19 protein-coding genes are annotated in these 25,575 nt (G+C 49.1%); 13 read left to right on the forward strand and 6 right to left on the reverse strand.

Annotated elements, in window-relative coordinates:
- Positions 1 to 157: 157 nt before the first annotated feature.
- Complete coding sequence (locus tag A3844_RS05555) at positions 158 to 1,408, forward strand: MFS transporter (protein WP_074085150.1); 1,251 nt, start codon at positions 158 to 160, stop codon at positions 1,406 to 1,408.
- Between the two features lie 168 nt (positions 1,409 to 1,576).
- Here the strand turns inward: A3844_RS05555 and A3844_RS05560 are convergent, their stop codons facing one another.
- Positions 1,577 to 2,416 (reverse strand): YheC/YheD family protein, encoded by an 840-nt coding sequence (locus tag A3844_RS05560; protein WP_083606705.1) that lies wholly within the window; start codon positions 2,414 to 2,416, stop codon positions 1,577 to 1,579.
- A gap of 103 nt (positions 2,417 to 2,519) precedes the next feature.
- On the opposite strand from A3844_RS05560, the gene sbnA reads away from it, so the two are divergent.
- From sbnA to A3844_RS05595, 6 genes are all read left to right on the forward strand, one after another.
- Positions 2,520 to 4,796 carry a 2,3-diaminopropionate biosynthesis protein SbnA gene (gene sbnA, locus A3844_RS33875; RefSeq protein WP_341864881.1) on the forward strand — a complete coding sequence of 759 codons (2,277 nt, stop codon included), beginning with the start codon at positions 2,520 to 2,522 and terminating at the stop codon, positions 4,794 to 4,796.
- A 24-nt stretch (positions 4,797 to 4,820) separates the two neighbouring features.
- Positions 4,821 to 5,786, forward strand: a complete 966-nt coding sequence (locus tag A3844_RS05570) for a 2,3-diaminopropionate biosynthesis protein SbnB (RefSeq protein WP_074106845.1) — start codon at positions 4,821 to 4,823, stop codon at positions 5,784 to 5,786.
- Positions 5,787 to 7,009: 1,223 nt separating this feature from the next.
- On the forward strand, positions 7,010 to 8,575 hold the full coding sequence (locus tag A3844_RS05580) for an acyl CoA:acetate/3-ketoacid CoA transferase (RefSeq protein WP_074106846.1): 1,566 nt from the start codon (positions 7,010 to 7,012) through the stop codon (positions 8,573 to 8,575).
- Positions 8,576 to 8,601: 26 nt separating this feature from the next.
- Positions 8,602 to 9,837 carry an L-lactate MFS transporter gene (locus A3844_RS05585; RefSeq protein ID WP_074100499.1) on the forward strand — a complete coding sequence of 412 codons (1,236 nt, stop codon included), beginning with the start codon at positions 8,602 to 8,604 and terminating at the stop codon, positions 9,835 to 9,837.
- 45 nt (positions 9,838 to 9,882) lie between these two features.
- Positions 9,883 to 10,827, forward strand: a complete 945-nt coding sequence (locus A3844_RS05590) for a DUF561 domain-containing protein (protein ID WP_074085156.1) — start codon at positions 9,883 to 9,885, stop codon at positions 10,825 to 10,827.
- Positions 10,828 to 11,011: 184 nt separating this feature from the next.
- On the forward strand, positions 11,012 to 12,370 hold the full coding sequence (locus tag A3844_RS05595; protein WP_244169706.1) for a sigma-54 interaction domain-containing protein: 1,359 nt from the start codon (positions 11,012 to 11,014) through the stop codon (positions 12,368 to 12,370).
- 14 nt (positions 12,371 to 12,384) lie between these two features.
- Here the strand turns inward: A3844_RS05595 and A3844_RS05600 are convergent, their stop codons facing one another.
- Both A3844_RS05600 and A3844_RS05605 read right to left on the reverse strand, forming a co-directional pair.
- Positions 12,385 to 13,719, reverse strand: a complete 1,335-nt coding sequence (locus tag A3844_RS05600) for a sugar phosphate nucleotidyltransferase (RefSeq protein WP_074106847.1) — start codon at positions 13,717 to 13,719, stop codon at positions 12,385 to 12,387.
- Between the two features lie 14 nt (positions 13,720 to 13,733).
- Positions 13,734 to 14,546, reverse strand: a complete 813-nt coding sequence (locus A3844_RS05605) for a DUF6492 family protein (RefSeq protein WP_074085159.1) — start codon at positions 14,544 to 14,546, stop codon at positions 13,734 to 13,736.
- 208 nt (positions 14,547 to 14,754) lie between these two features.
- Here A3844_RS05605 and A3844_RS05610 point away from each other — a divergent pair, with 208 nt between their 5' ends.
- A complete protein-coding gene (locus A3844_RS05610) occupies positions 14,755 to 15,510 on the forward strand; it encodes a YheC/YheD family protein (protein ID WP_074085160.1) in 756 nt (251 codons plus the stop codon).
- A 319-nt stretch (positions 15,511 to 15,829) separates the two neighbouring features.
- Positions 15,830 to 17,032, forward strand: a complete 1,203-nt coding sequence (locus A3844_RS05615) for an NAD(P)-dependent malic enzyme (RefSeq protein WP_244169700.1) — start codon at positions 15,830 to 15,832, stop codon at positions 17,030 to 17,032.
- 71 nt (positions 17,033 to 17,103) lie between these two features.
- On the opposite strand, the gene dhaK is transcribed toward A3844_RS05615, so the two are convergent.
- Both dhaK and A3844_RS05625 read right to left on the reverse strand, forming a co-directional pair.
- Entirely contained in the window at positions 17,104 to 18,864 is a 1,761-nt protein-coding gene (gene dhaK / locus A3844_RS05620) for a dihydroxyacetone kinase subunit DhaK (RefSeq protein ID WP_074106848.1), read from the reverse strand.
- A 6-nt stretch (positions 18,865 to 18,870) separates the two neighbouring features.
- The gene (locus tag A3844_RS05625) at positions 18,871 to 20,004 is read right to left on the reverse strand and encodes a glycerol dehydrogenase (protein WP_074106849.1); all 1,134 of its coding nucleotides are present in this window, start codon (positions 20,002 to 20,004) and stop codon (positions 18,871 to 18,873) included.
- Positions 20,005 to 20,340: 336 nt separating this feature from the next.
- Here A3844_RS05625 and A3844_RS05630 point away from each other — a divergent pair, with 336 nt between their 5' ends.
- On the forward strand, positions 20,341 to 21,387 hold the full coding sequence (locus A3844_RS05630) for a PocR ligand-binding domain-containing protein (protein ID WP_074106899.1): 1,047 nt from the start codon (positions 20,341 to 20,343) through the stop codon (positions 21,385 to 21,387).
- On the opposite strand, the gene A3844_RS05635 is transcribed toward A3844_RS05630, so the two are convergent.
- A complete protein-coding gene (locus tag A3844_RS05635) occupies positions 21,374 to 21,979 on the reverse strand; it encodes a TetR/AcrR family transcriptional regulator (protein WP_074085163.1) in 606 nt (201 codons plus the stop codon). The genes A3844_RS05630 and A3844_RS05635 overlap by 14 nt on opposite strands.
- 174 nt (positions 21,980 to 22,153) lie before the next feature.
- Here A3844_RS05635 and A3844_RS05640 point away from each other — a divergent pair, with 174 nt between their 5' ends.
- The 3 genes from A3844_RS05640 (at position 22,154) to A3844_RS05650 (ending at position 25,354) form a co-directional block, all read left to right on the forward strand.
- Complete coding sequence (locus A3844_RS05640) at positions 22,154 to 24,154, forward strand: oxidoreductase (protein ID WP_074106850.1); 2,001 nt, start codon at positions 22,154 to 22,156, stop codon at positions 24,152 to 24,154.
- Positions 24,155 to 24,267: 113 nt separating this feature from the next.
- Positions 24,268 to 24,690, forward strand: a complete 423-nt coding sequence (locus A3844_RS05645; RefSeq protein WP_074085165.1) for a MarR family winged helix-turn-helix transcriptional regulator — start codon at positions 24,268 to 24,270, stop codon at positions 24,688 to 24,690.
- A gap of 82 nt (positions 24,691 to 24,772) precedes the next feature.
- Positions 24,773 to 25,354 (forward strand): NAD(P)H-dependent oxidoreductase, encoded by a 582-nt coding sequence (locus A3844_RS05650; RefSeq protein ID WP_074106851.1) that lies wholly within the window; start codon positions 24,773 to 24,775, stop codon positions 25,352 to 25,354.
- Positions 25,355 to 25,575 lie beyond the last annotated feature (221 nt).

Below are 25,575 nucleotides of genomic sequence, written 5' to 3' on the forward strand. Positions count from 1 at the left end.
ACTCAACTTAGCAAAAAAAAAGAAATATAGAGTATTTAAGTATATTATAATTGACAAATACGACTTAGATTATATGAAAAGGTGAGACTAATGAAAAGAGAGTTATACCATTTAATCCAAATGGGCATCTTTGCAAACAATTGGAGGTTGAATAAGATTGAATAGGCATGAAAAAAGCAGCAATGCACCAAGCCTGCTTCGCAATCGGTTCCTGCAGACCATTCTATTATCAAGCGTGCTGCTGCAGATCGGCATTTGGGTCCGTAATTTCGCTATTCTCCTGTATGTTGCGGAAAAAACAAACAATGATCCATACGCCATATCGCTGATCAGCGTAGCAGAGTTCGCACCTATTTTTGTTTTTTCGTTCATCGGAGGTACATTTGCCGACCGCTGGAAGCCGAAGCGAACGATGATCTGGTGCGATTTATTATCTGCGGTATCTGTATTCGCAGTACTTTTGACCATACATTTCGGTTCATGGCATTCTGTCTATCTTGTAGCATTCATCTCAGCGATTCTATCGCAGTTCTCACAGCCTTCAAGCATGCGATTGTTTAAGTATCATGTACCGGAAGAACAGTTGCAGCAAGGGATGGCTCTATTCCAATCACTCATGGCTATCTTCATGGTGCTCGGACCTATGCTCGGCACCTTCGTGTACAGCACGTTTGGCCTTGAAACGTCGATTGCTATAATGGGCGTGGTCTTTCTGCTGTCCGCACTCGTCCTTATTCGCCTGCCTGAGGATCATTTGAAACCTCAAACGACCGCTGGAAAAGGGCAGTTCCGTAAAGATTTCAATGAAGGCTTCCGCTATGTCTGGCACAGCCAAGTGCTGCGTATGCTCGGACTCGCATTTATTCTCGCCGGACTCGCAGTTGGGGTTGCCCAAGCGCTCAACCTGTTTATCGTAACGGAGCGGCTGGGCAAAAGTAAGGAGTTCCTGCAATATCTGCTGATGGTGAATGGCGCAGCCATGCTGATCGGTGGCGGGATCGTAGCCGTCTTCGCCAAGCGGGTTCCCCCGCAGCTTCTGCTGGCAATAGGTATGCTGGCAGGCGCAATATGCACTGTCATTGTCGGGTATTCGACTAGTGTTCCGCTCACGCTGACCGTTCAATTTCTGAATGGGCTTGTGTTCCCTTGCATTCATATCGGGATCAGCACAATGATCCTGAAATGGTCACATAGCTCCATTGTCGGCCGCGTAAATGGGGTTCTGAATCCGATGTTCGTAGGCATGATGGTCATTTCCATGTCTTTCGCTGGCGCGTTAAAGGATGCCTTTTCGCTAGGTACGATCTATAGCGGGGCAGGATTATTATTTTTTCTTGGTGCACTGGTCATGGTGCCGATTATGAACCAAAAAGCACCGGATCACTCACATGTTGCACAAGAGGCATAATATCGCGATGTGTATAAGGTTGTATACAGAAGAGCCTGTGTCCGGTTCTTCCGCGATGGGATTATAACGTAATCAGTAGACCGCTCCTCCGGGGCGGTCTATTAGTTGTTCCAACCTCTATTTCTTCATACGAATTTGAAAATCCATCCCCTGCCTCTTCGCTCGGAGTCACACCACACCTTGCTTCGCCTTCATACATTTCAGATTGTAAGTCCGCCCATAGGCCTTGCCGTACCTTACGATTCGGTTAATCATATTACGGTCCTGCAGCTTGGTGAACGGGCAGGGATCGGGGGCTGTATTCACTTCCAGGATCCAGGGCTTCAGATGCCGATCCAAGGCAATATCTGCACCGATTTCCTGAAGGCCGGGGAAGGCAGTGCTTAACTGGTGGGCAGACTTTACTCCAATTTCCTTCATTGCCGCGATCAATGCTGCACGCTTTTCTAGGTTTGTGTAGGCGTTCAACAACTCCTCAACCGGATATATGGTCCCTCCTTGACTGCCGTTGGTCACCACCTTGTGAGGATGCGCCACGCGTCCTGCAATCCCCGTAGCCTCCCACTCCCTCTTAAGATTCCGCTGCACCATCACCCGGATATCGAAGGGCCGGCCATTATAGGTAAGCAGCCGGATTCCCTTTTGGACTAAATAGGATCTTTCCTTGATTTCCCTATAGATTGCGTGATAGGCGGTGTCGTAATCGGAGAATCTATGCACTTGCGTACCGGATTGATAGCGGTAGGACATCTCATCCCTCGGGTCATGATCTCTTCTGCTGCTGCGATTTAAGCGGCTGACCGGAAATTTGTCAACCCGAATCACGCCCTGCCCCAATGAACCGCAGCATGGCTTAATATACACCATGTGATATTTTTGCAGCATCTCTTTTAGCACGCTAGGATTCATTTTTCTCGTTACCGGGATATGCATCCTTAATTCTTGGCTTCCAGCGAGCACCTTTGTCTTCGTCAGCTTGTTGGATATACGTGTGATTTGTTCCTTCATTATGTCCCTCCGTTGCAATAAGCCTATAGGCTATCTTACGGGGGTAGTTGAACTTTTGATTGGGCAGCAGACGATAAAAGAACACACCCGGAGCGTGCTACATATGATGATTGAGGGTGTTTATCTAAAGAGGCTGCAGGTTGCAGCAGAGCGGGAGGCGGCGAAGATGCTGCTGGACAAATTACAGGATAAAGTGCTTGAGGTTATCGGGGTATTTCCTTGGTACAAGGGGCTGATCGGCGGCGGACAAACCAATTATAGCCTTCAGAAGCTTCCGCTGCTGACGACGGAGATTCTTGAAACCTATTATTATACAGAGCCAGCTGACCCTTCTCTTGCCGTATACAGGACATCGGGCACAAGCACTGGCGACCGGAAGGTGATTCTCTACTCGGAGGAAGATGATCAGCACTACATAGATATCAAAACAAAGCTGTTCGGTGAGCTTATCGCAGGAAGCGGGTGCACAAGAGCTTTGGCAGACATGGGTACCGGACATGCAGCGAACACTGCGCTAACCATATTTGAACGGCTGGGCCTGGAAAGTAGCTCGATCCCCTTTGAACTGCCGATTCAGCAGCATATTGAACAGCTTGAGGCATTCCAGCCGGACCTGCTGTATACGATGCCTTCTATCCTCGACCATATCGTATATGCTACGGACAATCCGCTTGCCTTCGGAATCCGCAAGATCATTCTGGTCGGGGAAATCGCCACACCTGAGTGGCAGTGCAACATGGCCCGCCTGTTCGGTCTGGAGCCTCGTGACATCATCGATACGTACGGCTCCATTGAAATCGGGACGATTGCTTATTACTCCCATGACCTTGGCCGGTATATTCTCGCCGATGGTATTTATGCGGAAGGGATCGGGACAGAGAGGTTAGGCGGGGAATGGAGACCGCTGGCGGATGACGAGAGTATTCTGGTGCTTACCTCAAGCGTCCGCAAGATGCTGCCTGCCATCCGTTTTGTTACCTATGACGTTGTAAGAGACTTCAGGCCTGTGATGGATGGCGGTGTAGAGAGGCAGAGCTTTACGTCTATTGTCAAACGGGTGGGCCGGGAATTGAAGCACGGGGAAAAAATCAGCTTGTATGATATTGAACGGGTTGTATACCGTCATCTTGAGGATGCGATCATCCGCGTTAGCGTAGAGGACAATGCACTGACTGTGTATATTCAGAGCAAATCTGCGGAAAACTCCGCTATTCCGGCCATCCGGGAGGAAATCGGGGAGTGCATTCCCGAAATCGGCAGGATGATTTGTAACCATCTGCTTGATGCGATTGAGGTCATTATCGTAGCTGCGGAGGAGCCACTGGAGCGCGGGCAGGTGAAGAACAAAAAACTGTATTACCAGAAAGACAAAGATAATAGCAGACCTGATATATACCTGAATGGCGGAATTTTGTCGGCCATCGGAAACACGCCCTTAATCAAGCTGAATCACTTGTTCCAGAAAAGCGGATTTGAGGTTTACGCGAAAATGGAGCTGCTGAACCCGGGCGGAAGTGCGAAAGACCGTCCGGCTCTGCGGATGATCCGGGAAGCCTGGAAGGAAGGGATCATCGGGCCGGGAACTTCCGTCATTGAATCGAGCTCGGGAAATATGGCAATCAGCCTGGCGATGATTTGCAAGGTTTTGGGGATGCGTTTTATCAGCGTGGTCGACCCCAGAACAACAGACACGAATCTGCAAATCCTGAAGGCATTGGACGCAAAAATAGATCTGGTCCCGGGTCCCGACCCCGAAACAGGCGAGTTTTTGCCCGCCAGGCTGAACCGTGTGCAGCAGCTCCTGGCGGAAATACCGGGCAGTTACTGGCCGAATCAGTATGCAAATCCTCATAATTATCTGTCCCACTACCATACGACCATGAAGGAAATTGTGGCAGAGCTTGGGCGGGTGGATTATTTGTTCTGCAGTGTCAGTACCTGCGGCACGATTCGGGGCCTCGCGGAATATGCAAGGGATCACGGGCTTAGGACCCAAATCGTGGCTGTTGACGCAGAGGGGAGCGCTATTTTTGGCGGAAATAAGGGGCAGCGGCGCTTCCCGGGACTCGGTGCCGGTATCGTACCGCCCTTCTGCAGAACCGGCCTGATCGATCGTATCATCCATGTCTCGGACTCGGATATTGTCAAAGGCTGCCGGGCACTCGCCCGGAGCGAATCGGTTCTGGCAGGCGCATCCTCCGGGGGAATTATTGCAGCCGTTAAGAAGATGGAGCCGGAATTAACACCGGGATCGGTCTGTGCGGTCATACTGCATGACAAGGGAGAACGTTACCTCGATACTGTATATTCAGATGTCTGGATTCAGAGCCAATTAGGCCGGGAACTTTCGGCTGAGGACAGAACCGACCTTGGAAGATAAGACAGGATATGGGGAGGAAGCGGGATGCTGTACTTAAACGACCGGGATCTTCGGGAAGTTGGCCTGTATTGGCCGGCCCTTGTGGAGTCGGTAGAGTCTGCAGTGCGCATTATGGATTCAGGTGATTACGCCCAGCCAGTAAAGCCATACCTAAGGTATAACAATCCCCGAAACCGGATTATTGCCATGCCAGCGTACGCTGGAGGAGAGGTGAATGCAGCAGGGATCAAGTGGATCTCCAGCTTCCCGGATAATATCCAGGCGGGTCTTCCCCGCGCGCATAGCATTATCGTAATCAATAATCCCGCTACGGGCGAACCTTCAGCGATCCTCAACTCGCCGATCCCCAGCATTGTAAGGACGGCCTCCATCAGCGGGCTGATGATGCGCTATTTTATGGAGGCACGCCCGCTGGACCGGATTCATCTCGGCATTCTCGGCTGGGGGCCGATTGGACAGTATCATTTTCAAATGGCTGCAGCATTGTATGGGGACCGGATCGAATCTATCCGTATCTTTGACATAAGGGGAGCAGATTTGTCAGGAATCCCGCCTATATATAGGGACAGGATGGAAGTAGCAAGGACTTGGGCGGACGTCTACCGGCATTCCAATATCTTCATCACTTGTTCCGTATCCAATCATCGGTATATTGATCTTCCCCCTGAAAAAGGCAGTCTTTTGCTGAATGTTTCACTGCGTGATTACAAGCCGGATGCGCTGACTTCGGTAAAGGCCATCATCGTGGACGATTGGGATGAAGTGTGCCGCGAGAATACGGATATCGAGCGGCTCCATCTGGAGCAGGGGCTGACTCGTGAAGGCACACGAACGATTACCGATGTCGTCAGCCGCCGCAGTCTGACTGAATTTGCCGCAGATGAGCCGATTCTTTTCTGCCCGATGGGTATGGCCGTCTTCGACATCGCTATAGCGGTGTACTACGTAAAGATTGCAAGGGAAAAAGGGATAGGAACCGAGCTTGTGTAGGGGGAGGGTCTGTCTTACTGAAGCTGTTTCGGTCCCCAAGCGGGTGTTGATATTGATCATACTTCAGCAGAGGACGGAATGATTGTGGAAAAGCGGCAGCGGTCGCCTTGGTCTCCGGATTTTCACCGCTAAGGGGAATGAAAAAAATCTGGAGAGCACTGCAATTGGAACAACAGTCCGTTCGCGGAGTGTCCTCACCAAGTTCCCATGTGCATCCTACTCCAAAACCAAGGGGCGTCCCAAGAAGCCATTCATGGCTTTTGGGACGCCCCCGTTTTTTTGCATTATGAGAGATGTATCTGAAATGCATTCATAAAGGTAAGTATCAAATCGCCCAGACCTTATTATAGCTAGAAGTTAAAGACTTTACTCCAGTCATAATCTCCTGAAGTCTCCACGTTTTTTGGCCAGCTAGCACACCACTGAGGCATAGAAGGATTTTCTACCCGGTCAAGACTTGGTGTGTAGGGCTTAATATCCAAAATGGGGGTTCCATGCTCGGCATCCATATAGGCTAACCCGATCACACCATTTTCTGAGTTCCCTTTTTATCAACGCAAACTTTTCCAATTGATTTAACTGTAAATAACTCCATGAGTAAAACTCCTATTCGGTTTATTACGGCGCCGTTAAATCAATTATATCTTTGTGTTTTTACACTACAAGCGTTATTTTTGATGATCCCCCCTGTGTAGTGAGCCACGGAAAAATGGATAATAATGTAATTTAGTAGTGTGATCAGCTGTTGTGAAAATGCAAAATCAGCAGAATAAGAAAAATATTTTATTCTTTATTGTTAGATTTATTAAATAACCGGTGTTCATTCTGGCGGGATCTGTAAGATTTACTGAATGTGAAGGATCACTTTCCCAATTATTTTTATCTCTGCCCATTATAGGATGTCCGGGTGTTGCAAATTTGCGACTGTTGCTGAAAGCGATAGCGGGAAAAGCGGGATTCATATTACCTGTCTATACTGCCTGGGGTAGATATGATTAGGGGGGGAATGCTCCTCAAAAGGTTGCTTTCAACAAGGGGAGTCGCAATTTATCTACAGAAAAAAGCAAGGATTTTAAGCGGGTTTAGGAGCCTTGACCCTATATATTTTCTGTAATACTATGACGGTGTGAAATGTTTCACAATCACTTTTGACCTTAGGCATACTACGGATTTATTGACTTTGTTATGAATGTGAAAATGTTCACGAAAGAGGGAGTGGGGAAATGACAAAAGTAATTTCAGCCGCAAAAGCTGCAGAACTGATTCAAGATGGAAGTACAGTCGCAGCAAGCGGTTTTGGATTATCCTGTTGGGCAGAAGAAATGGGTATTGCGATTGAAGAGCGGTTCTTACAAACCGGACATCCGAAGAACTTGACGGTGATGCACGCTAGTGCAGTAGGCAACCGCCGTGATAAGGGAATGACCCACCTGGGTCATGAGGGGTTAATTAAACGCTGGATCGGCGGGATTGCAATCGCTTCCCCTGGCATGGCGAAACTGATCGAAGAAGACAAATGTGAGGCATACAATTTGCCCCAAGGCGTAATCACTCAGTTGTACCGTGAAATCGCAGGTAAACGTCCGGGGGTCATTACAAAAGTGGGTATGGAGACGTTTGTGGATCCCCGGGTAGAGGGCGGTAAAATGTCTCCATCTACAAAGGAAGACATTGTAAAGGTCATTGAACTCGAAGGTGAAGAGTGGCTATTCTATAAATCTTTTCCGATTCAGGTTGGATTGATCCGCGGAACCGTGGCTGATGAAAAGGGGAACTTAACGCTTGAAAAGGAAGGTCTTCATATGGAGGTTCTTCCTATTGCCCAGGCTGTGCGGAACTCCGGAGGCATCGTCATCGCTCAAGTGGAGACGGTTGCCAAGAATGGCACACTGAATCCGAAAGATGTTAAGGTGCCAGGAATTTTAGTGGATTATATTGTGGTTTCTAAACCGGAAAATCACTTCCAGACTGAAAACACCTATTATAATCCGGCATTCTCCGGTCATGTAAAGGTACCTATTGAGAACATAGATACCATACCTTTAGATGAGCGTAAAATCATTTCCCGCCGGACAGCAGTTGAACTTGTACCGAACACGATCTTGAACCTTGGTGTTGGGATTCCGGTTAATGTTGCCACAATAGCAGCGGAAGAGGGAGTAAGCGAACAGCTTATTCTTACCACAGAGGCTGGATCCATTGGCGGTGTGCCTGCCAGTCTGAAGGACTTCGGACATGCCTTTAACTCCGAGGCCATTGTAGATCATGATGCGCAGTTTGATTTTTATGATGGCGGCGGGATTGATTTATCCGTGCTTGGCCTAGCTCAGACCGACGAATATGGCAATGTGAATGTGAGCAAGTTTGGCACTCGTGTAGCGGGTTGCGGTGGGTTTATCAACATTTCCCAGGCAGCCAAAAAACTTGTTTTTGCCGGTACATTTACCGCGGGTGGTCTTGAGATCAAGGTGGAGAATGGAAAACTGCAAATCGTTCAAGAAGGAAAAGCAAAGAAGTTTATTAAAAAGGTGCAGCAAATCACGTTCAGTGGCTCCTATGCCGCGAAAGTACAACAACCGGTTGTATATGTGACCGAACGGGCAGTGTTCGAACTGCTGGACGGAAAAGTTACGTTAACGGAAATCGCACCAGGGATTGACCTTCAAAAGCATATTTTAGACCAAATGGAATTTGAACCGGTTATCTCACCAGACCTCAAAGAAATGGACTCTGCCATGTTCGAGGAACATTGGGGAAAACTGAAGTCTATTATTAACGGGAAAAACTAAAATGTACAATAGAGAGGGAAGATGATATGAACGTAGTGTTGAACCGGTGGAGGATCCTGATCGCGTCAGTGATCATTAATATCTGTGTGGGTGCAGTGTACGCCTTTAGTATCTTTGCATTGCCTTTAACCAAAGTATTCGATGTTACAATGCCGGATATTATGTTGGCATTTACCATTAACGCAGCAATCGCTCCTATTCCAATGATTTTGGGCGGGAAATTGGTGGACAAAGGGGGAGCCAAAAGAGCCATATTCATTGGCGGTGCCATGTTTGGGCTTGGATTTATCCTATCCGGTTTGGCAACCGCACCATGGATGCTGTATATCACCTATGGAGTAATTACCGGAGTGGGCCAGGGGATTGTGTATTCTGCTACCATTGGTAACACAGTTAAGCTATTCCCGGATAAAAGAGGGCTGGCTACAGGGATTGTAACAGCGGGATATGGCGGTGGAACCATCGTTATTGCTCCCATAGCTAATGCGTTAATTTCCAGCAATGGTGTCCAGTCTGCACTCATTACGCTCGGTATTGCCTTTTTAGCTCTTATTTTAAGCCTGGGTCTATTGGTTAAACCAACCCCGGTCGGTTATATCCCTCAGGGTTGGACGCCTCCAACTGCTGGAGCTTCTAAGGGCGGGGTTAATATCCCATGGTACGAAATGATCAAGAAGCCGATATTTTATGTAATCGCCTGTCTATTCCTGATCGGTGCATTGTCAGGAATGATGGTAACCGCAAATGCTTCCGTAATCGGCCAGAAAATGTTTGGTCTTTCAGCCGCAGCTGCAGCCCTGTATGTAAGTTTATATGCTTTCAGTAACTGCATGGGCCGTATCTTCTGGGGGGCCGTGTCAGACAAAATCGGACGTGTAAAATGTCTGCTCATGATCTATCTGGTCATTGCCGGCATGATGTTGACTATAGCTTTGTCTAACTCAGTAGCCGGATTTGGAATAGCAATCGTAGGAATTGGCCTATGCTTTGGAGGAACGATGGGGATCTTCCCGTCTATTGTTGGTGAGAAATTTGGTATGAAATACTACGGTGTGAACTATGGTGTAACGTTTATCGGGTATTCAGGGGCTGCGTTCTTCGGACCGAGAATTGCCAATAAGGTTGCAGCAGCGAACGATGGAATGTTCACGAATGCTTTTTACATCGCTTTGGTGATCTCCTTGGTTGGTTTTGCCTTAACCTTTGTTTTCAAAGCAATGGAAAAACAACAGCCCAAACAGGAGTCAACAAAAGCAGCATAGTACGCTTCAATAAGTTCATATTTAAAAAAATGGAGGATTTCAAACATGTCTATTACCAAATTATTAGGGATTAAATATCCAATATTCCAAGGAGGTATGGCTCAAATTGCCGTCTCTCCTCTAGTGGGCGCTGTTTCGAATGCGGGAGGACTCGGCGTCATCGGCTCAGGCGGATTTACAGCGGAACGTCTTCGTGATGAGATCCGCAAGGCCAAAGCCAGTACGGACAAACCCTTTGCTGTTAACTTGATGTTAATGATGAACAATATCCCGGAACTGATTGAAGTCATTATTGAAGAAGGCGTGAAAATTGTTACCACAGGCGCAGGCACTCCTGCCCCATACATGCAAACCTTTAAAGAAAATGGAATTATCGTTATTCCAGTAGTGCCATCTGTAAAAATCGCTAAGAAGATGGAAGCCTTAGGGGTGGACGCAATTGTAGCTGAGGGGACTGAAGCTGGCGGACATGTAGGTGAAACAACGACGATGGCCCTGCTCCCTCAAGTGGTTAGTGCGGTTTCCATTCCGGTTGTCGGCGCCGGGGGGATTGCAGATGGCCGTGGAGTCGCAGCAGCCTTTGCTCTGGGAGCTCAGGGAGTTCAAGTGGGTACCCGTTTCTTGGCTACCGTTGAATGCCCTACCCACGAGAACTTCAAGCAAGCCGTAATTGCAGCAGATGATACCAGCACAACGGTTACTGGACGCAGTCTAGGCGGGCCTGTAAGAAGCATTAAAAATAGTATGATTGCGGAATTTCTTAAACTTGAAAACGAAAATGCTTCCCGTGAAGAGTTAGAGAAATTAAGCTTGGGATCTTTGCGAAAAGCCGTTTTTGAGGGCGATACTGAACATGGTTCAGTAATGGCCGGGCAAATCTGCGGGATGTGTAATGAAATTACAACGGTTGAAGAAATGATTACCACGATGTTTGAAGAAGCTCAAGCCGTTCTGCAGAACCTGAGTAAAATATCTGTAATTGGCGCATAATTAATTTCTGTATAAAAGAAGCTGAGCGGTATCTGTACATGATGATACCCCTCGGCTTTTTTTCTAAGCGGTATCATATATGAAAGCGGTATTTTATAATGGAGTAAGCATTTAATATAACGATATGGGACTGATAACTTTGACTAAAAAAAACAAAAAGACAGCTAAACGTCCTGTAGACGAAATGAATCAGGAATTGCCCTCTACTTTATTTGTCACTGATGCCAATGGAAATATATTAATTTCAAATGAATTTACGGCATTGACCATTGGGGTTCCGCTGGAAGAACTGCTCAAAGCCAATGTTCAGGATTTGGTGAAAGCAGGATTTTATAATCCTTCCATTACGATGGAAGCCATTCAAACGAAACAAAAAGTGTCGCGGAATGTGAATACAGCCAGAGGGTTTCATGTATTTTCTACAGCTATTCCTATTCTGGACAAGGATGGGGAGGTACAGCTTGTAGTGACCTCTTCCAATGAATTTAAGCAGGAAAATATAAATTTAGAAGCAGACACGCTTACTGCCCCCCAAATCAGCAAGAAATTAGAAGAAGCTGCTGCGGGGAAAGCGACAGGAATTATTGCTGAGAGCTTAGCCATGAAGCAAATTATTAAAGTCTGCAATCAAATCGCCTCCTACGACAGTAAGGTGTTAATTTATGGTGAATCGGGAACGGGTAAAGAGGTCATAGCGAAATATATCCACCGGAAGAGTGAAAAGTGGAAAGGGCCCTTTATTGCCATTAACTGTGCGGCCATTCCTTCTGCTGTTTTTGAGTATGAATTATTTGGTTATGAAAAGGGAGCTTTTGCAGGCCAGGCAGAAGAGAAAAAGGGCATGATCGAAATCGCCAATGACGGGGTTCTTTTTCTGGATGAAATTGCTGAAATGCCATTGGATATGCAAGTCAAATTGTTGCGTGTTCTAGAGAACAATGAAGTAAGAAGAGTCGGCGGGATTAGTAATATTCCCATCAATTGCCGAATCATCTCAGCGACGAACCGGGATTTATGGGCATTGGTGAAAAAAGGCCTGTTTCGGGAAGATCTGTATTACCGGATTAATGTGATTCCGATTCATATTCCACCGCTTCGCAACCGGAAATTAGACCTTGTGGGATTAATCTCAAGTTTTATCGCTAACTTCAATCAAATGTACGGGAAAAAATTCAAGTTAAGTGCAGAAGAATTCCAGAACATGTTAGTACAGCCTTGGCAAGGAAATGCAAGAGAGTTAAGAAATTATGTGGAGAGACTTGTTGTAACGGAACCTATAGATTTCAACCCGCAGCCTGAGGAGAATGTGGCAGATTGGTTTTCAATCGACCACTTTATAGATAAAAATCAACATAACCTCTCGAATCTAAAAGACTTCACAGCAGTTGTAGAGGGTCGTTACATCAGACAAGTACTGAAAGCATGTAAGGGTAACGGCACCGAGGCGGCTAAAAAACTGGGTGTGGACCGTTCGGTTATCTACAGAAAGTTAAAGAAGATGGAGGAAGTGCTGGATTCAAATGGTGGATCATCGCCACAATAAAGTAAGATTTAATGTTATAAATGAACTGATGAGCTGTAGATCGGCTGATCATCCTCTTCTTCAAGTGCCCGTATCTCAATCAGCTTCATAGCGGTAACAGCTGTGATTCCATGGCTGTCTCCCCTGGAGATTGTAAATATTCTGCCTGACTGTGCTTCAGTGGTCAAACCGTTCAGAATGACGGCTCCGTCTCCGGACAAGATCATCCAGCTCTTGCTGGAATGATGGCAGAGCTGTTCTGGCAGGGTCTGGCCAGGCAGCAGGGATAATTTGAGCGTAAGAATAAGGCCGGCACGACTTGGGGTCCGGTCGAGGACAGTATAGCTTCCCCATTTGGTTTCGCCATATCTGGGTTCTGCTGAAGCGTCCTGGATGATTTCTTTTATCCCGTTTGCGTCCTCTTTTCGGGCAAGCAGGATCCCCTCCGGACCACTTACAGCAACTACGCCGGATAAACCGATTACATGCAGCGGAATGTCCAGTTCGTTAACAATGTGGGTATTCCGGCATTCCCCCCAAATTCCGCCTGCTCCAACAACCGGCTCAGCAAGCTGGGCGGTGAGCGATCCCCAGCTTCCCAGATCCAGCCATTCACCTTCATGCCGCAGTACGACGGCTTTGTTGCTGCGTTCAGCAATCTCCTTGTCAAAGCTGCGGACCGGGAATCCGGGATACCGTTCTGTAAATGCAGCCAGTTCCACGGGCAGACCCATCTGCTGCAAATGGGCGAGCATGAAACGTAACGGAAAAGCAAAGACACCACAGTTCCATAAGGCGTTTCTCCCGATCAGCTCTTCAGCCTTGGCGGTATCCGGTTTTTCTGCAAAAGAGATCACCGGAGAATACCGCTTGCCAGCGGCGTTTCCCGGGACAATATAGCCATACTGGTCTGTGGGGTGGGCGGGCCTTGTCCCAAGCAACACAAGGTCGGCCTTAGATTCAGCTAAAACATCCGAAAATTGATGAAATAACCGGAAGAATCCGTCATCCGCATACATATCCGCCGGAGCCACGCACAAGGTGTCTTCCGGTTTAGCTGTCCCTGAGGAATATAAATAGAGGGCCCCCAGTGCGGCAGCCGTGAATGTACCACGTTTAAAGGGCTCCCCAATCACCGGATATTCACCACGGGTATGCCGCTGCATCAGACCCAGCTGATCCTTATGCGTGACGAATAAGGACGATTGATCCAGTCCGGCTTGGTGGAGCTGGCGGCATACCCGCCCGATCATGGACTCCGTACCTCCAGCCGGAGCAGGAAGCAGCTCTAGGAACATCTTGGAACGGATGCTTCCGGACAGTGGCCATAGACGCTGTCCGGAACCGCCGCATAAAAAAATGGTATGCAAGGCTGTCTGCCTCCTTAGCGCTTGGCTGGAATGGAATAACCCTTTCGATGATGGAAGGAAAGCGAGCGGTAGGTGCGGGCCAGTTTTTGAAGCCGCGCGGTACCCAGGGCGGCTGCAGATGTTGACAGAGATTTATTATTGGCCTTCTTGAGCAGGACTGAGGTGCTATCCCTGCTGTAAACATAATTGGCATAGGTTTCAAATTCGGAGAAGCCGAACTGTTTCTTCCTGTCGATACTGCGTAGAATGGCGGCATGCCACGATACCCCGTGCCGGGCTTCGATTTTTCGTTTTAACCCCGCAAGCTTTGCCCTTTCAAACAGCATGTAATGGGTGACAAAGGATTTGGGAGAAGGTGCGGCAACGCCCAGCAGCTTCCGGTACGTGCGGAAATACTCCGGCTGGCTCCAGCTTCGGCAGTAAAAGATGCTTTTGCCCCCGGAACGGAAACGGTGGGGACCGATTAGCACCGTGTCGGCATCAATGACCAGGAAAAAGTTCTCCCGGCAGATCTGATCGCCGTTCATCTTCAGCAGCTGCTGATACAGCCAGCCGGAACGGTTCCAACGGGAGGAGGAATAGTGAATATCCTTTTTGGTAAAGGGTAGAACGGTGGTTTCATTAACAAAAATACAGCCTTTGCGTGCACACAGATTCCTGATTCTGCTGCTGTTCGGCGAGACAATGTAGATATGGCTGATGGGATGCCGTACATAACGGCGAAGACTATCGATGACATAGGGGAGGGTCGCCAGATCCTTTTCAATGGCCGGGATAAGGACATCAATCGCGGGACCACTGGTCGTTAAACCTGTAATTGCTGACATAGCTTCATCTCCGTGCACGTATTGACACTTAGGGCGTCTGAACTAATGTATGCTTCATACGTACTGCATGACCGGGCAAAGACCCCTTTAAAGTTTATCTTTCTGAATGGGATATTTGCTTCATTCAGCCGGAGCTGATCCTGCATACAATGCAGTGACTATGTAACTCAGCGAGGGCGAAACCCCTCTCAGACAGGAGAGTGAAAGAGTGAAGACAAAACCGGTGAACGCTGTACAAAGCAAATGGATTAAGACCAAATTGCTGCTCCGTAATGCTTCGATCAAACCTTTTATCCCCGATACCCGAAAATTCAACAAAGGAAATCTGGAGCAGATGATTCACAGCTACGGAATGATCTATGTGAAGCCGGAACGGGGCACCTATGGAATCGGGGTCATTCGGGCTGAGCGGGGCGGAAAGAAAGGATTCACGTACCAATATGAGGAGAAGGTCCGTCACTTTGACACCTTTGAAGCCTTTCACAAGAGTCTGGCGAAGAAGACAGGCGGGAGAAGCTATTTGATTCAAAAAGGTATTCATCTGCTTAAGCATAACCGGCGCCGTTTCGATATCCGGGTAATGGTTCAGCTAAGCCCGAAGGGGGTCTGGGAAGCCACGGGAATCATTGGAAGACTGGGGCATCCGCAGAAAATTGTTACGAACTACCACAGCGGAGGCAAACCAATGGCTATAGAAACCCTGCTCTCCACTCATCTGACTTCGCACCGGCTGGGGCTGCTGACAGAGGAACTGAATAGACTGGGTACCCGGATGGCTGCTCATATGCAAAAAACCTATCCCCGTATCCGCCAAATCGGCGTGGATGTCGGTCTGGACCGGTCCCTGACGCCATGGATTATTGAAGTGAACATGAATCCGGACCCCTATATCTTCAATCAGCTTAAGGATAAATCCATGTACAGAAAAGTAATGAGGTACCGGCGGTTTGGCATGAAAAAATAAAGCTGTCACCCTGGATCGACCTGCCGCTTGAATTGGCTCTATAAGAATCCCAAGCCATAACCCCACCCCGTGGGGTTATTTGGGCATGTGTCTAACTTGAATTGCTGATAGCCATTATTATTGTCGAAAAAAAGCGAAAGAAGTTAAGAGTGTGATGTACTTCAGCGAAAAGAATGAACGAGCGATGTAGAGTGAAGAAGTTAAGCTATCAAAACTCCAATAGATTAGAACGATTATCTTGTGAATCTGGTGGGTACTACCGATAACTATTAGGTATACATACAGAGGCTCAATAACGGGATGGAGAATCAGTGGATTAATGGGGGGAGATATTGTGGAATTATTGGAAGAAATCATGTTCCTGCACAAGGGAGGGAAACTTGAAACAACCTTAAAGAATCCGATCCGGACGAAAGAGGATTTGTCCAAGGTGTATACCCCAGGTGTAGCGAAGGTTTGTCAGGCGATTGCTGCGGATCAGGCTCAGGCTTATGAATTGACGACAAAGAAAAACACGGTAGCCGTGATATCCGATGGAACCGCAGTGCTCGGTCTGGGAGATATAGGCCCGAGAGCGGCCATGCCCGTTATGGAAGGCAAAGCGGCGCTGTTCAAGCAGTTCGCCAATGTGGATGCTGTACCGATCTGCCTTGATTCGAAAGATACGGAAGAAATTATTACGATTGTAAAAGCACTCGCCCCTACATTCGGAGGCATTAATCTGGAGGATATTTCCTCGCCCCGTTGTTTTGAAATCGAAAAGAGACTGCGGAATGAACTGGATATCCCGGTATTTCATGATGATCAGCACGGTACAGCCATCGTTGTGCTTGCCGGGCTGCTGAACGCTCTGAAGGTATGCGGTAAGCAGATCAAGGATGTCAAAATCGTGGTGAATGGCGTAGGCGCAGCCGGCATCTCTGTTTCCAAAATGCTGCTGCAAGCCGGGGCTGTGAACCTGATCGGTGTGGACCGGGAAGGTGCCATCAGCCGGACGGTTTCTTATAGCCGGACACATTGGAGCGAATTTGCCCAATTGACGAATCCCAACCTTGAGAGCGGCCAGCTGTCGGATGTAATCAAAGGTGCGGACGTCTTTGTCGGAGTTTCTGCACCGGATGTGCTGAAGCTGGAAGATGTGCTGAACATGGCTAAGGACCCCATCGTGTTCGCCATGGCGAATCCTATGCCGGAGATTGATCCCGCGATCGCTGCGCCGCATGTAAGAGTGATGGCGACGGGCCGTTCAGATTACCCGAATCAGATTAATAACGTGCTGTGCTTTCCCGGTATTTTTAGAGGGGCACTGGATTGTGAAGCTACAGACATTAATGACGAGATGAAGCTGGCGGCGGCTGAGGCGATTTCCTCGGTTATTGATCCTGCGGATCTTCATGAGGAATATATTATCCCGGATGCCTTTGACCCGCGGGTGGTGGAGAGAATCCGCGTGGCCGTTGCTGAAGCGGCATTCAAAAGCGGAGTATCCAAAAAAAACCTGCAAATCGGCGTCCATTCATGAAATAAGTAAATAAACAGCGCGGCCGTCCCAAGTGGACGGCCGCGCTGTTTATTTACAATGTTAACTGAAATTTATTTCACGCTTTCTGCAAGCGCCGTGAAGATTACACCGAGTGCGTAGGCTCCGGCATCCGGGTAGCCAATGCTGCGTTCGCCGACGGTGCCGGCTCTGCCCATCCGGGCCACGATGGCCTCTGTGCTTTTGGCGCCTTGAACGGCGGCTTCGGCGGCCTTGGTGAAAGCGTCATGCAGTGTGTCGCCCTGCCCGGCGCTGCTCTGCCACGATTCAGCGCAGGGAACCAGAGCATCAATCAGGGTTTTGTCGCCGACTACGGCTCCCCGGCCGAAGGAGCGCTTGCCGGTATCCTGAATGCCCTTGACAGAGGCGGCAAGCAGTTCAGCCACTTCATGAATGGACAGGGAGGTCTTGCTGTCAGCAGTTTTCCCTGCCGCACGGAACGCAGAGCCCCAGATCGGACCGGAAGCGCCTCCGCAGTGCTCCATAATAATCAAGGAACAGGCCTTGAGGAAGCTGCCGATGTCCTTGGAGTGATTCTCCAGGAGATCAGGCCATTCCTTTTTCAGCTGCTTGAAGCCCTTGGCTACACTCATACCGAAATCGCCGTCTCCTGCATGGGCATCCAACTCGCAGAACGGTACTTCGTTCTCGATGATAATTTGGCTCATCTGGTCGATGAGATAGATGATGTTATACAGCGACAGGCTTTCGTTCTGGATGACTGCGTGCGCAGGATCTGTTTCATTGGTATAGCTTACTTCTCTGGACTCAGACTGCTGTTCCAGCGGATCGGTATACAAAACAGGTTCTGAGGGGCCGGTGATTCTCAAGGCAGGTGTATCGCAGGGGGCGGCCAGCCATTGGTTCAGCTCATCGTCAAGATGCATCAGGGTCACTGAAGCACCGGCCATATCGATACTGGTCATATAGCTGCCAACGAGCGTCCGCCGAACCGTAATGCCGCGTTCGGACAGCTCCCGGATGACAGCATTGTTCAGAACATACAATTCCTGCAGCGGCGTGGCTCCGAAGCCATTGATAAGAACAGCTACTTCCTGACCGGTCTTACCCTCAAGCTGCAGATTTGCCAGTAGGGAGGAAATCATGCGTCCGGCAAGCTCATCGGCACTGACCACCTTTTCCTTACGGATACCCGGCTCACCGTGGATGCCGACACCATATTCCATTTCATCCTCCGCCAGCTGGAAGGTAGGTGTTCCCTTGGCTGGAACGGTGCAGGAGGTAAAAGCGAAGCCAATGCTGCGAACCTTATCCGCTGCATGCTGGGCTGCCCGCTTCACTTCCTCCAGGGACAGGCCGGCCTCCGCCGCGGCACCAGCGACTTTGTGCACCAAAATGGTTCCGGCCACACCTCTTCTGCCGACGGTATACAGACTATCCTCCACCGCGATGTCATCTTCCACCTTCACATAGTCGACCTGAATGCCGTCTTCAATGGCAAGCTGCGCCGCATTCTGGAAGTTCATCATATCGCCGCTGTAATTTTTGATGATCAGGAGAGTACCCTTGCTGCCTGCGGTATTGCGGATAGCTTGATACACCTGGATCTGGGAGGGGGAGGCAAATACATCTCCACAGACTGCAGCGTCCAGCATCCCTTGACCCACAAAGCCCGCATGGGCAGGTTCATGTCCGCTGCCTCCGCCGCTGATCAGGGTAACCTTCTGTTTGTTGAGCGCTTTTTTGGAAATGACCTTGTGTTTGCTGTCAAAAGTCAGCTCTGGATGGGCCATTACCAGCCCATTGCCCATTTCGCGGACTAAGGTTTCCGGCTGATTGATTATCTTTTTCATGCGCGTCTACACCCTGCCTTTCTTGAAGGCCTGACCCAGCTGATCGGCAACCGTAATCGCCGCAGCTACCGCTTCCGGTGTGACCGGGAATGGCATGGAATGGATCGATTCTTCCGGGATACAGGCTTTGCGGGCGACGTCCAGCAGTTCTTCTTTTGTAATGGATTGAACGCCGATGTCTGCAAGGCACACAGGAAGACCTACCGAAACGCAGAAAGCGAGTACTTCCTGGATTTCGCGGCTGTCTGCATTCTCCAGCACCAGCTGGGCCAGGGTACTGAAGGCTACTTTCTCGCCATGGTAATAATGATGGCTGCCTTCCAGCACCGTCAGACCATTGTGGATGGCATGCGCTGCTGCAAGTCCGCTGCTCTCAAAGCCGAGACCGGACAACAGGATGTTGGTCTCAATAATATTTTCCAGTGCAGGCGTAACCACATTCTGATCACAAGCGAGCTTGGCCTGAACGCCGTCCTCCAGCAGAGTTTCATAGCATACCCGGGCCAGGGCAAGAGCGGCTTTGGTTCCTTTGCCCTCTGTACTCACGCCTTCGCGCACACCGCAGGGGAGCCCGGCATTCACGTTGGAGAAGGACCGCGAAGTAGCTCTGGCTTCAAAATAAGTGGATAAAGCATCTCCCATTCCGGATACCAGGAACCTCGTAGGGGCTTCCGCGATGATGGTTGTATCGATCATAACTACGGATGGGCTTTGTTTGAAATATGCATATTCGTCAAATGCGCCTTCCGGTGTGTATAGGACAGCAGAATGGCTGGTTGGAGCGTCAGTTGCAGCAATGGTGGGAACGATGATTAAGGCATCGCCTTCGGCTACGCATTTGGCCGTATCAATTGCTTTGCCTCCGCCAAGGCCAATCGTACAGGCACAAGCATGTTCACGGGCCAGTGCCTGCAGCCTGGCAACTTCCTGGCGGGAGCATTCTCCGTGGAAATTGCCCGTAATCAAAGTGATCCCGAACTTACTGCTAGTGGCATCCAGCTTGGCTTGGACCCGCTGCACATCGTCCGGGTGGGCAATCAGCAGGGCCGAGTCTCCGAAGGTTTTCACAAAATACCCCAGGTTAAGCAGCTCGTCTTCCCCCTGGATATATTTGGTTGGGCTGATGAACACTTTTCTCATGACTTGTTCCTCCTAAAGTTTTGTGAGCATCGCTTCCTTGACCAGATTTCATACAAAACTGGCCTCGGAAGCCTATGCTTAGTTTTGTGAGCAACGCTTCCTTGAATAGGCTTTGTACAAAGCTGGCTTAGGAAGCGTACGCTTTCGTATATCTACATTATAGACAGGGGCCGTGACAGATGCATGGAAGGAAACTAGCGAGTTTAAGCGTTTTCAGATCGTAAATTCTTGTTATTTTCCATGAAAATATAATTATCTTGTCCTAAGGCGGCAGGATTCGATATAATTCAAGAATAGAACAGGTGTTATTCTGCCAGAGATGGGGACCGGATGATGATGCAGTCGAAATATGATCTAAAGTCGATTATTGATCTCGAGAAATGGAATGCGCTTCAGGATTCCCTGTCCCTTGTCACACAAATGGCTATAATCACAGTGGATTATAAAGGGGTACCCGTCTCCCGGCACAGCCGCTGCCAATCCTTCTGTCAGGCGGTGCGACAGGATGCGGAGCTATCCTCTTACTGCCAGAAATGTGATGCGCGCGGGGGACTGGAGGCTGTCCGGCTGAACGAGCCTTATGTGTATTTATGCCACTTCAACATTCTGGATATAGCGATTCCCATAACGGTTGACAATCAGTATGTTGGAGCTGTGATGGCGGGGCAGGTTAGGCTGGCCGGGAACGATGACTCGCGGCTGGAGCAAATTGTATCCCGTCCGGATACGCCGGGGAGCACTGGCACATTCGCAGCCTTAAGAGAGGAATATGCACAGCTGCCTGTGATGCCATATGCACAAGTGGAGTCTATTGCCGGGATGCTGTCCCATCTGTGCAATTATATTGTTGAAGAAGCGAGTCGGAAGAATGAAATTATGGATTTGTACCAGCAGACCCAAGCTGCACCATCAGCTCATATTATGTCCAATAAGGCACTGGCAGATTCGAGGTATATAGCTGTTCAAGCGGGGGATAAGGAGCAGAGCGGTGCAGGTGCACTTACCGGAAGCGGAGTTCCATCATTAACGACTCCAGCCGTTCCCATGGGAAGCTGCTCCAATCCAGTCCTGCAACCGGCCTTCGATTATATCTATAGCCATAAGCACGAGAATTTCACGCTGGAGAAGATGGCGCAGCTCTGCCATATCAGTCCCAGTTATTTCAGCCGGTTATTCGTCAGGGAGAGCGGAGAGAACTTCTCAGTCTATATCTCCCGGCTCAAAATGAGTTGGGCCAAGAAGCTTCTGGAAACGACGGAGCTGTCAATCAATCAGATCAGTGATCAGCTCAGCTTTTGCGATGCCGGATATTTTATCAAAATCTTCAAAAAACACGAGCAGCTGACACCGGCAGCCTACCGCTCATTGGTCAGGGGAGAGTAGGGACTTTTAACAAAACTACTACCAGCCGGGCCATATATTCTTCCATTTTCCGCTCCAGATCGTAGCCGCCTTCGTGCAGACACCAATTGTAGATGACGCCGCGTGCAGCGATGAATAGATACTCCGTCATTTCCTCAGCAGACATACTGTCTATGAGCTGTCTATTTGCTTGCCCTTTCTCCAGCAGCGCCTGCAGAACATTCTGCATGTAGCGTCCCTTGGCGATGAACAACTTATTGTTGCAGGTGTACAGCTGCTTTATCGTTGCGATGCCCACATTCAGATTGTATTCCGCATAGATTTTGAAATAGTCCACAATATCATTCTGTATCGAAGCCGAAGGCTCAAGTCCTCTGAATTTCTGGTCAAAAAATCCGTCAGCCTGCTCGTACATTTCCACGAGAATGTCACTTTTGGTGGAGAAGTAGTTGTAGAAGGAACCTACGGAAACACCGGCACCACGGCAAATCTCAGCGATCGTAATGTCCTCCAGGGAGTGCTGCTTCATCAGCTTAACGGCACTTTCGAACAAGTTGCTTTTGGTCTGGATACTCTGCAGCTGCCTGGAGGTTAAAGGTTTATTCTTAAGCATTTGGTACACTCCGTCCCGGATAATCTATTTTAAATGTAGGGGTTTGGCTTTCTTTTGTCAATTCAACTTAGTGAAAATAATCACATTATTTAGTGTGTGATAGTCCTATAATGAATATATTCAGTGAATGCATTCACCGAAAATAACCTGATATGATTTCTGGGAGGACTTACAGTGAAGGACAGCCACAGAATTTTATTTGAACCGTTCAAAATCGGCAAGCTGGAGTTGAAAAACAGATTCGTGATGGCCCCGATGGGACCCGGCGGACTCTGCAACGCGGATGGAACATTCAATGAGCGCGGCGTGGAATATTATGTGGAACGTGCCAAAGGCGGCACCGGCCTGCTGATGACAGGTGTTACGATGGTCGAGAATGAGATTGAGAAATGCGCATTGCCGTCCATGCCTTGTCCAACGCTCAACCCGTACCATTTCATCAAAACCGGCAAGATGATGACCGAACGGATTCATGCCTACGGGGCAAAAATCTTTCTGCAGCTGTCCGCAGGCTTCGGGCGTGTAAGCATTCCTTCGATTGTAGGCAAGACTGCTGTAGCTCCTTCGCCGATTCCTCACCGTTGGCTGCCGGATGTAACCTGCCGTGAGCTCACGATTGAGGAAATCCATACCTATGTAAGAAAATTTGCCGAATCTGCTGCGATTGCCAAAAAAGCCGGGTTCGACGGAATAGAGATACATGCGGTGCATGAAGGGTATCTGCTCGACCAATTTGCTATTTCCTTCTTCAATCAGCGGACGGATGAATATGGGGGAAGCCTCCGGAACCGTCTGCGGTTCGCCACCCAAGTTGTCCAGGCGATCAAAGCGGAATGCGGTCAGGATTATCCGGTCTCGCTGCGCTACAGCATCAAGAGCTTCATTAAGGATTGGCGGCAGGGCGGGCTTCCCGGCGAGGAATTCACGGAACAGGGCCGGGATATTGAAGAAGGGATTGAAGCGGCACTGATCCTGGAAGAAGCCGGATACGATGCATTTAACGGGGATGTGGGCTCCTATGATTCCTGGTATTGGGCGCATCCGCCTATGTATCAGGAGAAGGGACTCTATCTGCCATACAATAAAATTCTTAAAAGCATTCTTAAGGTTCCTGTGATCACCGCCGGAAGACTGGATGATCCGGACCGGGCCAGCGATGCCATTCGTGACGGAGCAACCGATATGATCGCGCTGGGCCGTCCGCTGCTGGCGGATGCCGATATTCCAAACAAGATCTGGGCGGGTCAAATCGAGCGGATTCGTCCGTGTCTGTCCTGCCAGGAGGGCTGCATGGGCCGGCTCGCTTCCTATGCTGCGATCTCCTGTGCCGTCAATCCGGCCTGCGGACGCGAGAAGGATTATGCCATCGGTAAGGCTGAGCAGCCGAAGCGTGTGCTCATCATCGGTGGGGGTCCGGCGGGCTGCGAAGCAGCGCGTGTGGCTGCTATTCGCGGGCATCAGGTCACTTTACATGAGAAGAGTAATCGTCTGGGCGGTAATCTGATCCCCGGCGGAGTACCCGGGTTCAAGGAAGATGACCATTTGCTGGCCGACTGGTATGGAGTTGAACTGAAAGCGCTGGGTATTGACCTTCGTCTGAACAGTGAGGTTACTTCGGACATCATCGCAGCCAGCGGAGCGGATGCTGTGATCTTTGCCACAGGCTCAACGCCCAAAAGCTTCACCATCGGAGATTCCTCCAACGTGTATACTGCGGAAGAGGTTCTGCTGGGTCAAAAGGATGCGGGAGATTCCACGATCATCATCGGCGGTGGACTGGTTGGCTGCGAAACGGCATTATGGCTCGAAGAGCAAGGAAAGAAAGTCACTCTCGTAGAAATGCAGGATGACATTCTGACCATTGGCGGCCCGCTATGCCATGCCAATGAGGATATGCTTCGCGATCTGGTGGCTTTTAAAGACATCGAATTGCTTACAGATACCGTGGTAGCCGGCGCGGATGCCGGGGGCTTTGTACTGAGAAATAAAGCAGGCGAGGAAAGAGTAGTTGCTGCGGATTCAGCGATTCTGGCCGTAGGCTATGCCCCACAGAAGAAGTTGTATGACGAGCTGAGTCAAGAGCTTCCGGAAACGTATCTGCTGGGAGATGCCAAGCAGGTGCAGAATATTATGTATGCGGTCTGGGATGCTTATGAAGTGGTCAAAAATATTTAATCGCCGAATTTAATGTGAAAGTAAGCTGAAGGACTCCCCCGCTGAGGAAGACGGGAAGTTCTTCGGCTTATTTTTTAGTTGAAAACATATAGATATCTATGTATAATAGGGCCATGCCTAACTATAATGCACTGTCACTTATCAGCAAGATCCGCTCCGAGGCCCACAAGCTGATCGCCTCAGAGCTTGAGAAGCGCGGCATCGAAGATATCGTCCCCTCCCACGGAGATGTTCTGGTGCATCTGTACCAGCAGGACGGCCTCTCCATTAAGGAGCTTGCGCTTAAGGTTCATCTCACACAGCCCACAGTAACAGTTCTGGTGAACAAGCTGGAGCGGCTGGAATATGTCTGCAGAGTCAAGAGCGGGGAGGATAGCCGAATAACTTTTGTTAAACTTACAGATAAAGGTATTTCACTGCAGCAAGCATTCCGGGAAATATCCGATACGCTGAATGAGGCCCTGTATGGAGGTCTGAATCCTGCCCAGCAGGAGGATCTCGAATGTCTTTTGGAGCATATCTATAGACGATTCTAAATTTTTTTGTATAAGTATATAGATATCTATGCAAAATAAGGATAGACTAGTTCAACCCAACCATAAACCGGAGGTAATCAAAATGAAACATCTAGTTGTCTATGCCCATCCTAGTGCTGAGAGCTTTAACCATGCAATTCTGGAAACCACTGTCCAGGCACTGAAGAAAAAGGGACATGAAGTTGTTGTGCGCGATTTGTACGCTCTTGACTTTCAGCCCGTGCTGAAGCCTGAGGATACTGCAGCGATACGCAGCGGGAACACTCCTGTTGACATTCTTACCGAACAGAAGTTTATTGCTGAGGCGGATGTCGTGACCTTTATCTACCCGATCTGGTGGACCGGGCTGCCTGCCATGCTCAAAGGTTACGTGGACCGGGTATTTTCCTACGGATTCGCATATGCTTATGGGGCAACTGGTATAGATAAGCTGCTGACAGGCAAGAAAGGGCTCATTATCAATACACACGGCACGCCAAAAGAAATCTATGACTCAATCGGAATGACAGCGGGACTCAAAATCACATCCGATACCGGGATTTTCGAGTTTACAGGCATCGAAATGGTAGAGCACCTGCTGTTTGGAAGCATTCCTTCAGTCGGCCAGGCTGCTCTGGATGAAATTCTGGTTCAGGTTGAGGAAACGGTAACTACTCTGTTCTAATCTCTGAGTAACTCTATAATAGATCATAATTATCCGGGGAAAGGGGATATTATAGGCGTGGATAGACAGTGATTCCTGATCTCAAAGCTGGTAGCTGACCCGCTGTTCCTTTACAATCATCCTTGTAACCTATATAATCAGTGTAATTGTATACAGATGTACCCGGAGGAGCCTGCCAACAGCGGGCTCTTTTTGCGTTTTTTTTATGGAAATTTAAGCCA

The organism is Paenibacillus helianthi (assembly GCF_001909055.1).
In the GTDB taxonomy this organism is placed as follows: domain Bacteria; phylum Bacillota; class Bacilli; order Paenibacillales; family Paenibacillaceae; genus Paenibacillus_AQ; species Paenibacillus_AQ helianthi.

What these genes read in the sequence shown, in the direction of transcription:
- A3844_RS05650 (WP_074106851.1), top strand. Translation starts at nt 24,773, where the DNA reads ATGAAACATCTAGTTGTCTATGCCCATCCTAGTGCTGAGAGCTTTAAC.
- A3844_RS05645 (WP_074085165.1), top strand. Translation starts at nt 24,268, where the DNA reads ATGCCTAACTATAATGCACTGTCACTTATCAGCAAGATCCGCTCCGAG.
- A3844_RS05570 (WP_074106845.1), top strand. Translation starts at nt 4,821, where the DNA reads ATGCTGTACTTAAACGACCGGGATCTTCGGGAAGTTGGCCTGTATTGG.
- A3844_RS05635 (WP_074085163.1), bottom strand. Translation starts at nt 21,979, where the DNA reads ATGCTTAAGAATAAACCTTTAACCTCCAGGCAGCTGCAGAGTATCCAG.
- A3844_RS05615 (WP_244169700.1), top strand. Translation starts at nt 15,830, where the DNA reads ATGGGGGGAGATATTGTGGAATTATTGGAAGAAATCATGTTCCTGCAC.
- A3844_RS05630 (WP_074106899.1), top strand. Translation starts at nt 20,341, where the DNA reads ATGCAGTCGAAATATGATCTAAAGTCGATTATTGATCTCGAGAAATGG.
- sbnA (WP_341864881.1), top strand. Translation starts at nt 2,520, where the DNA reads ATGATGATTGAGGGTGTTTATCTAAAGAGGCTGCAGGTTGCAGCAGAG.
- A3844_RS05625 (WP_074106849.1), bottom strand. Translation starts at nt 20,004, where the DNA reads ATGAGAAAAGTGTTCATCAGCCCAACCAAATATATCCAGGGGGAAGAC.
- A3844_RS05560 (WP_083606705.1), bottom strand. Translation starts at nt 2,416, where the DNA reads ATGAAGGAACAAATCACACGTATATCCAACAAGCTGACGAAGACAAAG.
- A3844_RS05585 (WP_074100499.1), top strand. Translation starts at nt 8,602, where the DNA reads ATGAACGTAGTGTTGAACCGGTGGAGGATCCTGATCGCGTCAGTGATC.
- A3844_RS05580 (WP_074106846.1), top strand. Translation starts at nt 7,010, where the DNA reads ATGACAAAAGTAATTTCAGCCGCAAAAGCTGCAGAACTGATTCAAGAT.
- A3844_RS05595 (WP_244169706.1), top strand. Translation starts at nt 11,012, where the DNA reads ATGAATCAGGAATTGCCCTCTACTTTATTTGTCACTGATGCCAATGGA.
- A3844_RS05605 (WP_074085159.1), bottom strand. Translation starts at nt 14,546, where the DNA reads ATGTCAGCAATTACAGGTTTAACGACCAGTGGTCCCGCGATTGATGTC.
- A3844_RS05590 (WP_074085156.1), top strand. Translation starts at nt 9,883, where the DNA reads ATGTCTATTACCAAATTATTAGGGATTAAATATCCAATATTCCAAGGA.
- dhaK (WP_074106848.1), bottom strand. Translation starts at nt 18,864, where the DNA reads ATGAAAAAGATAATCAATCAGCCGGAAACCTTAGTCCGCGAAATGGGC.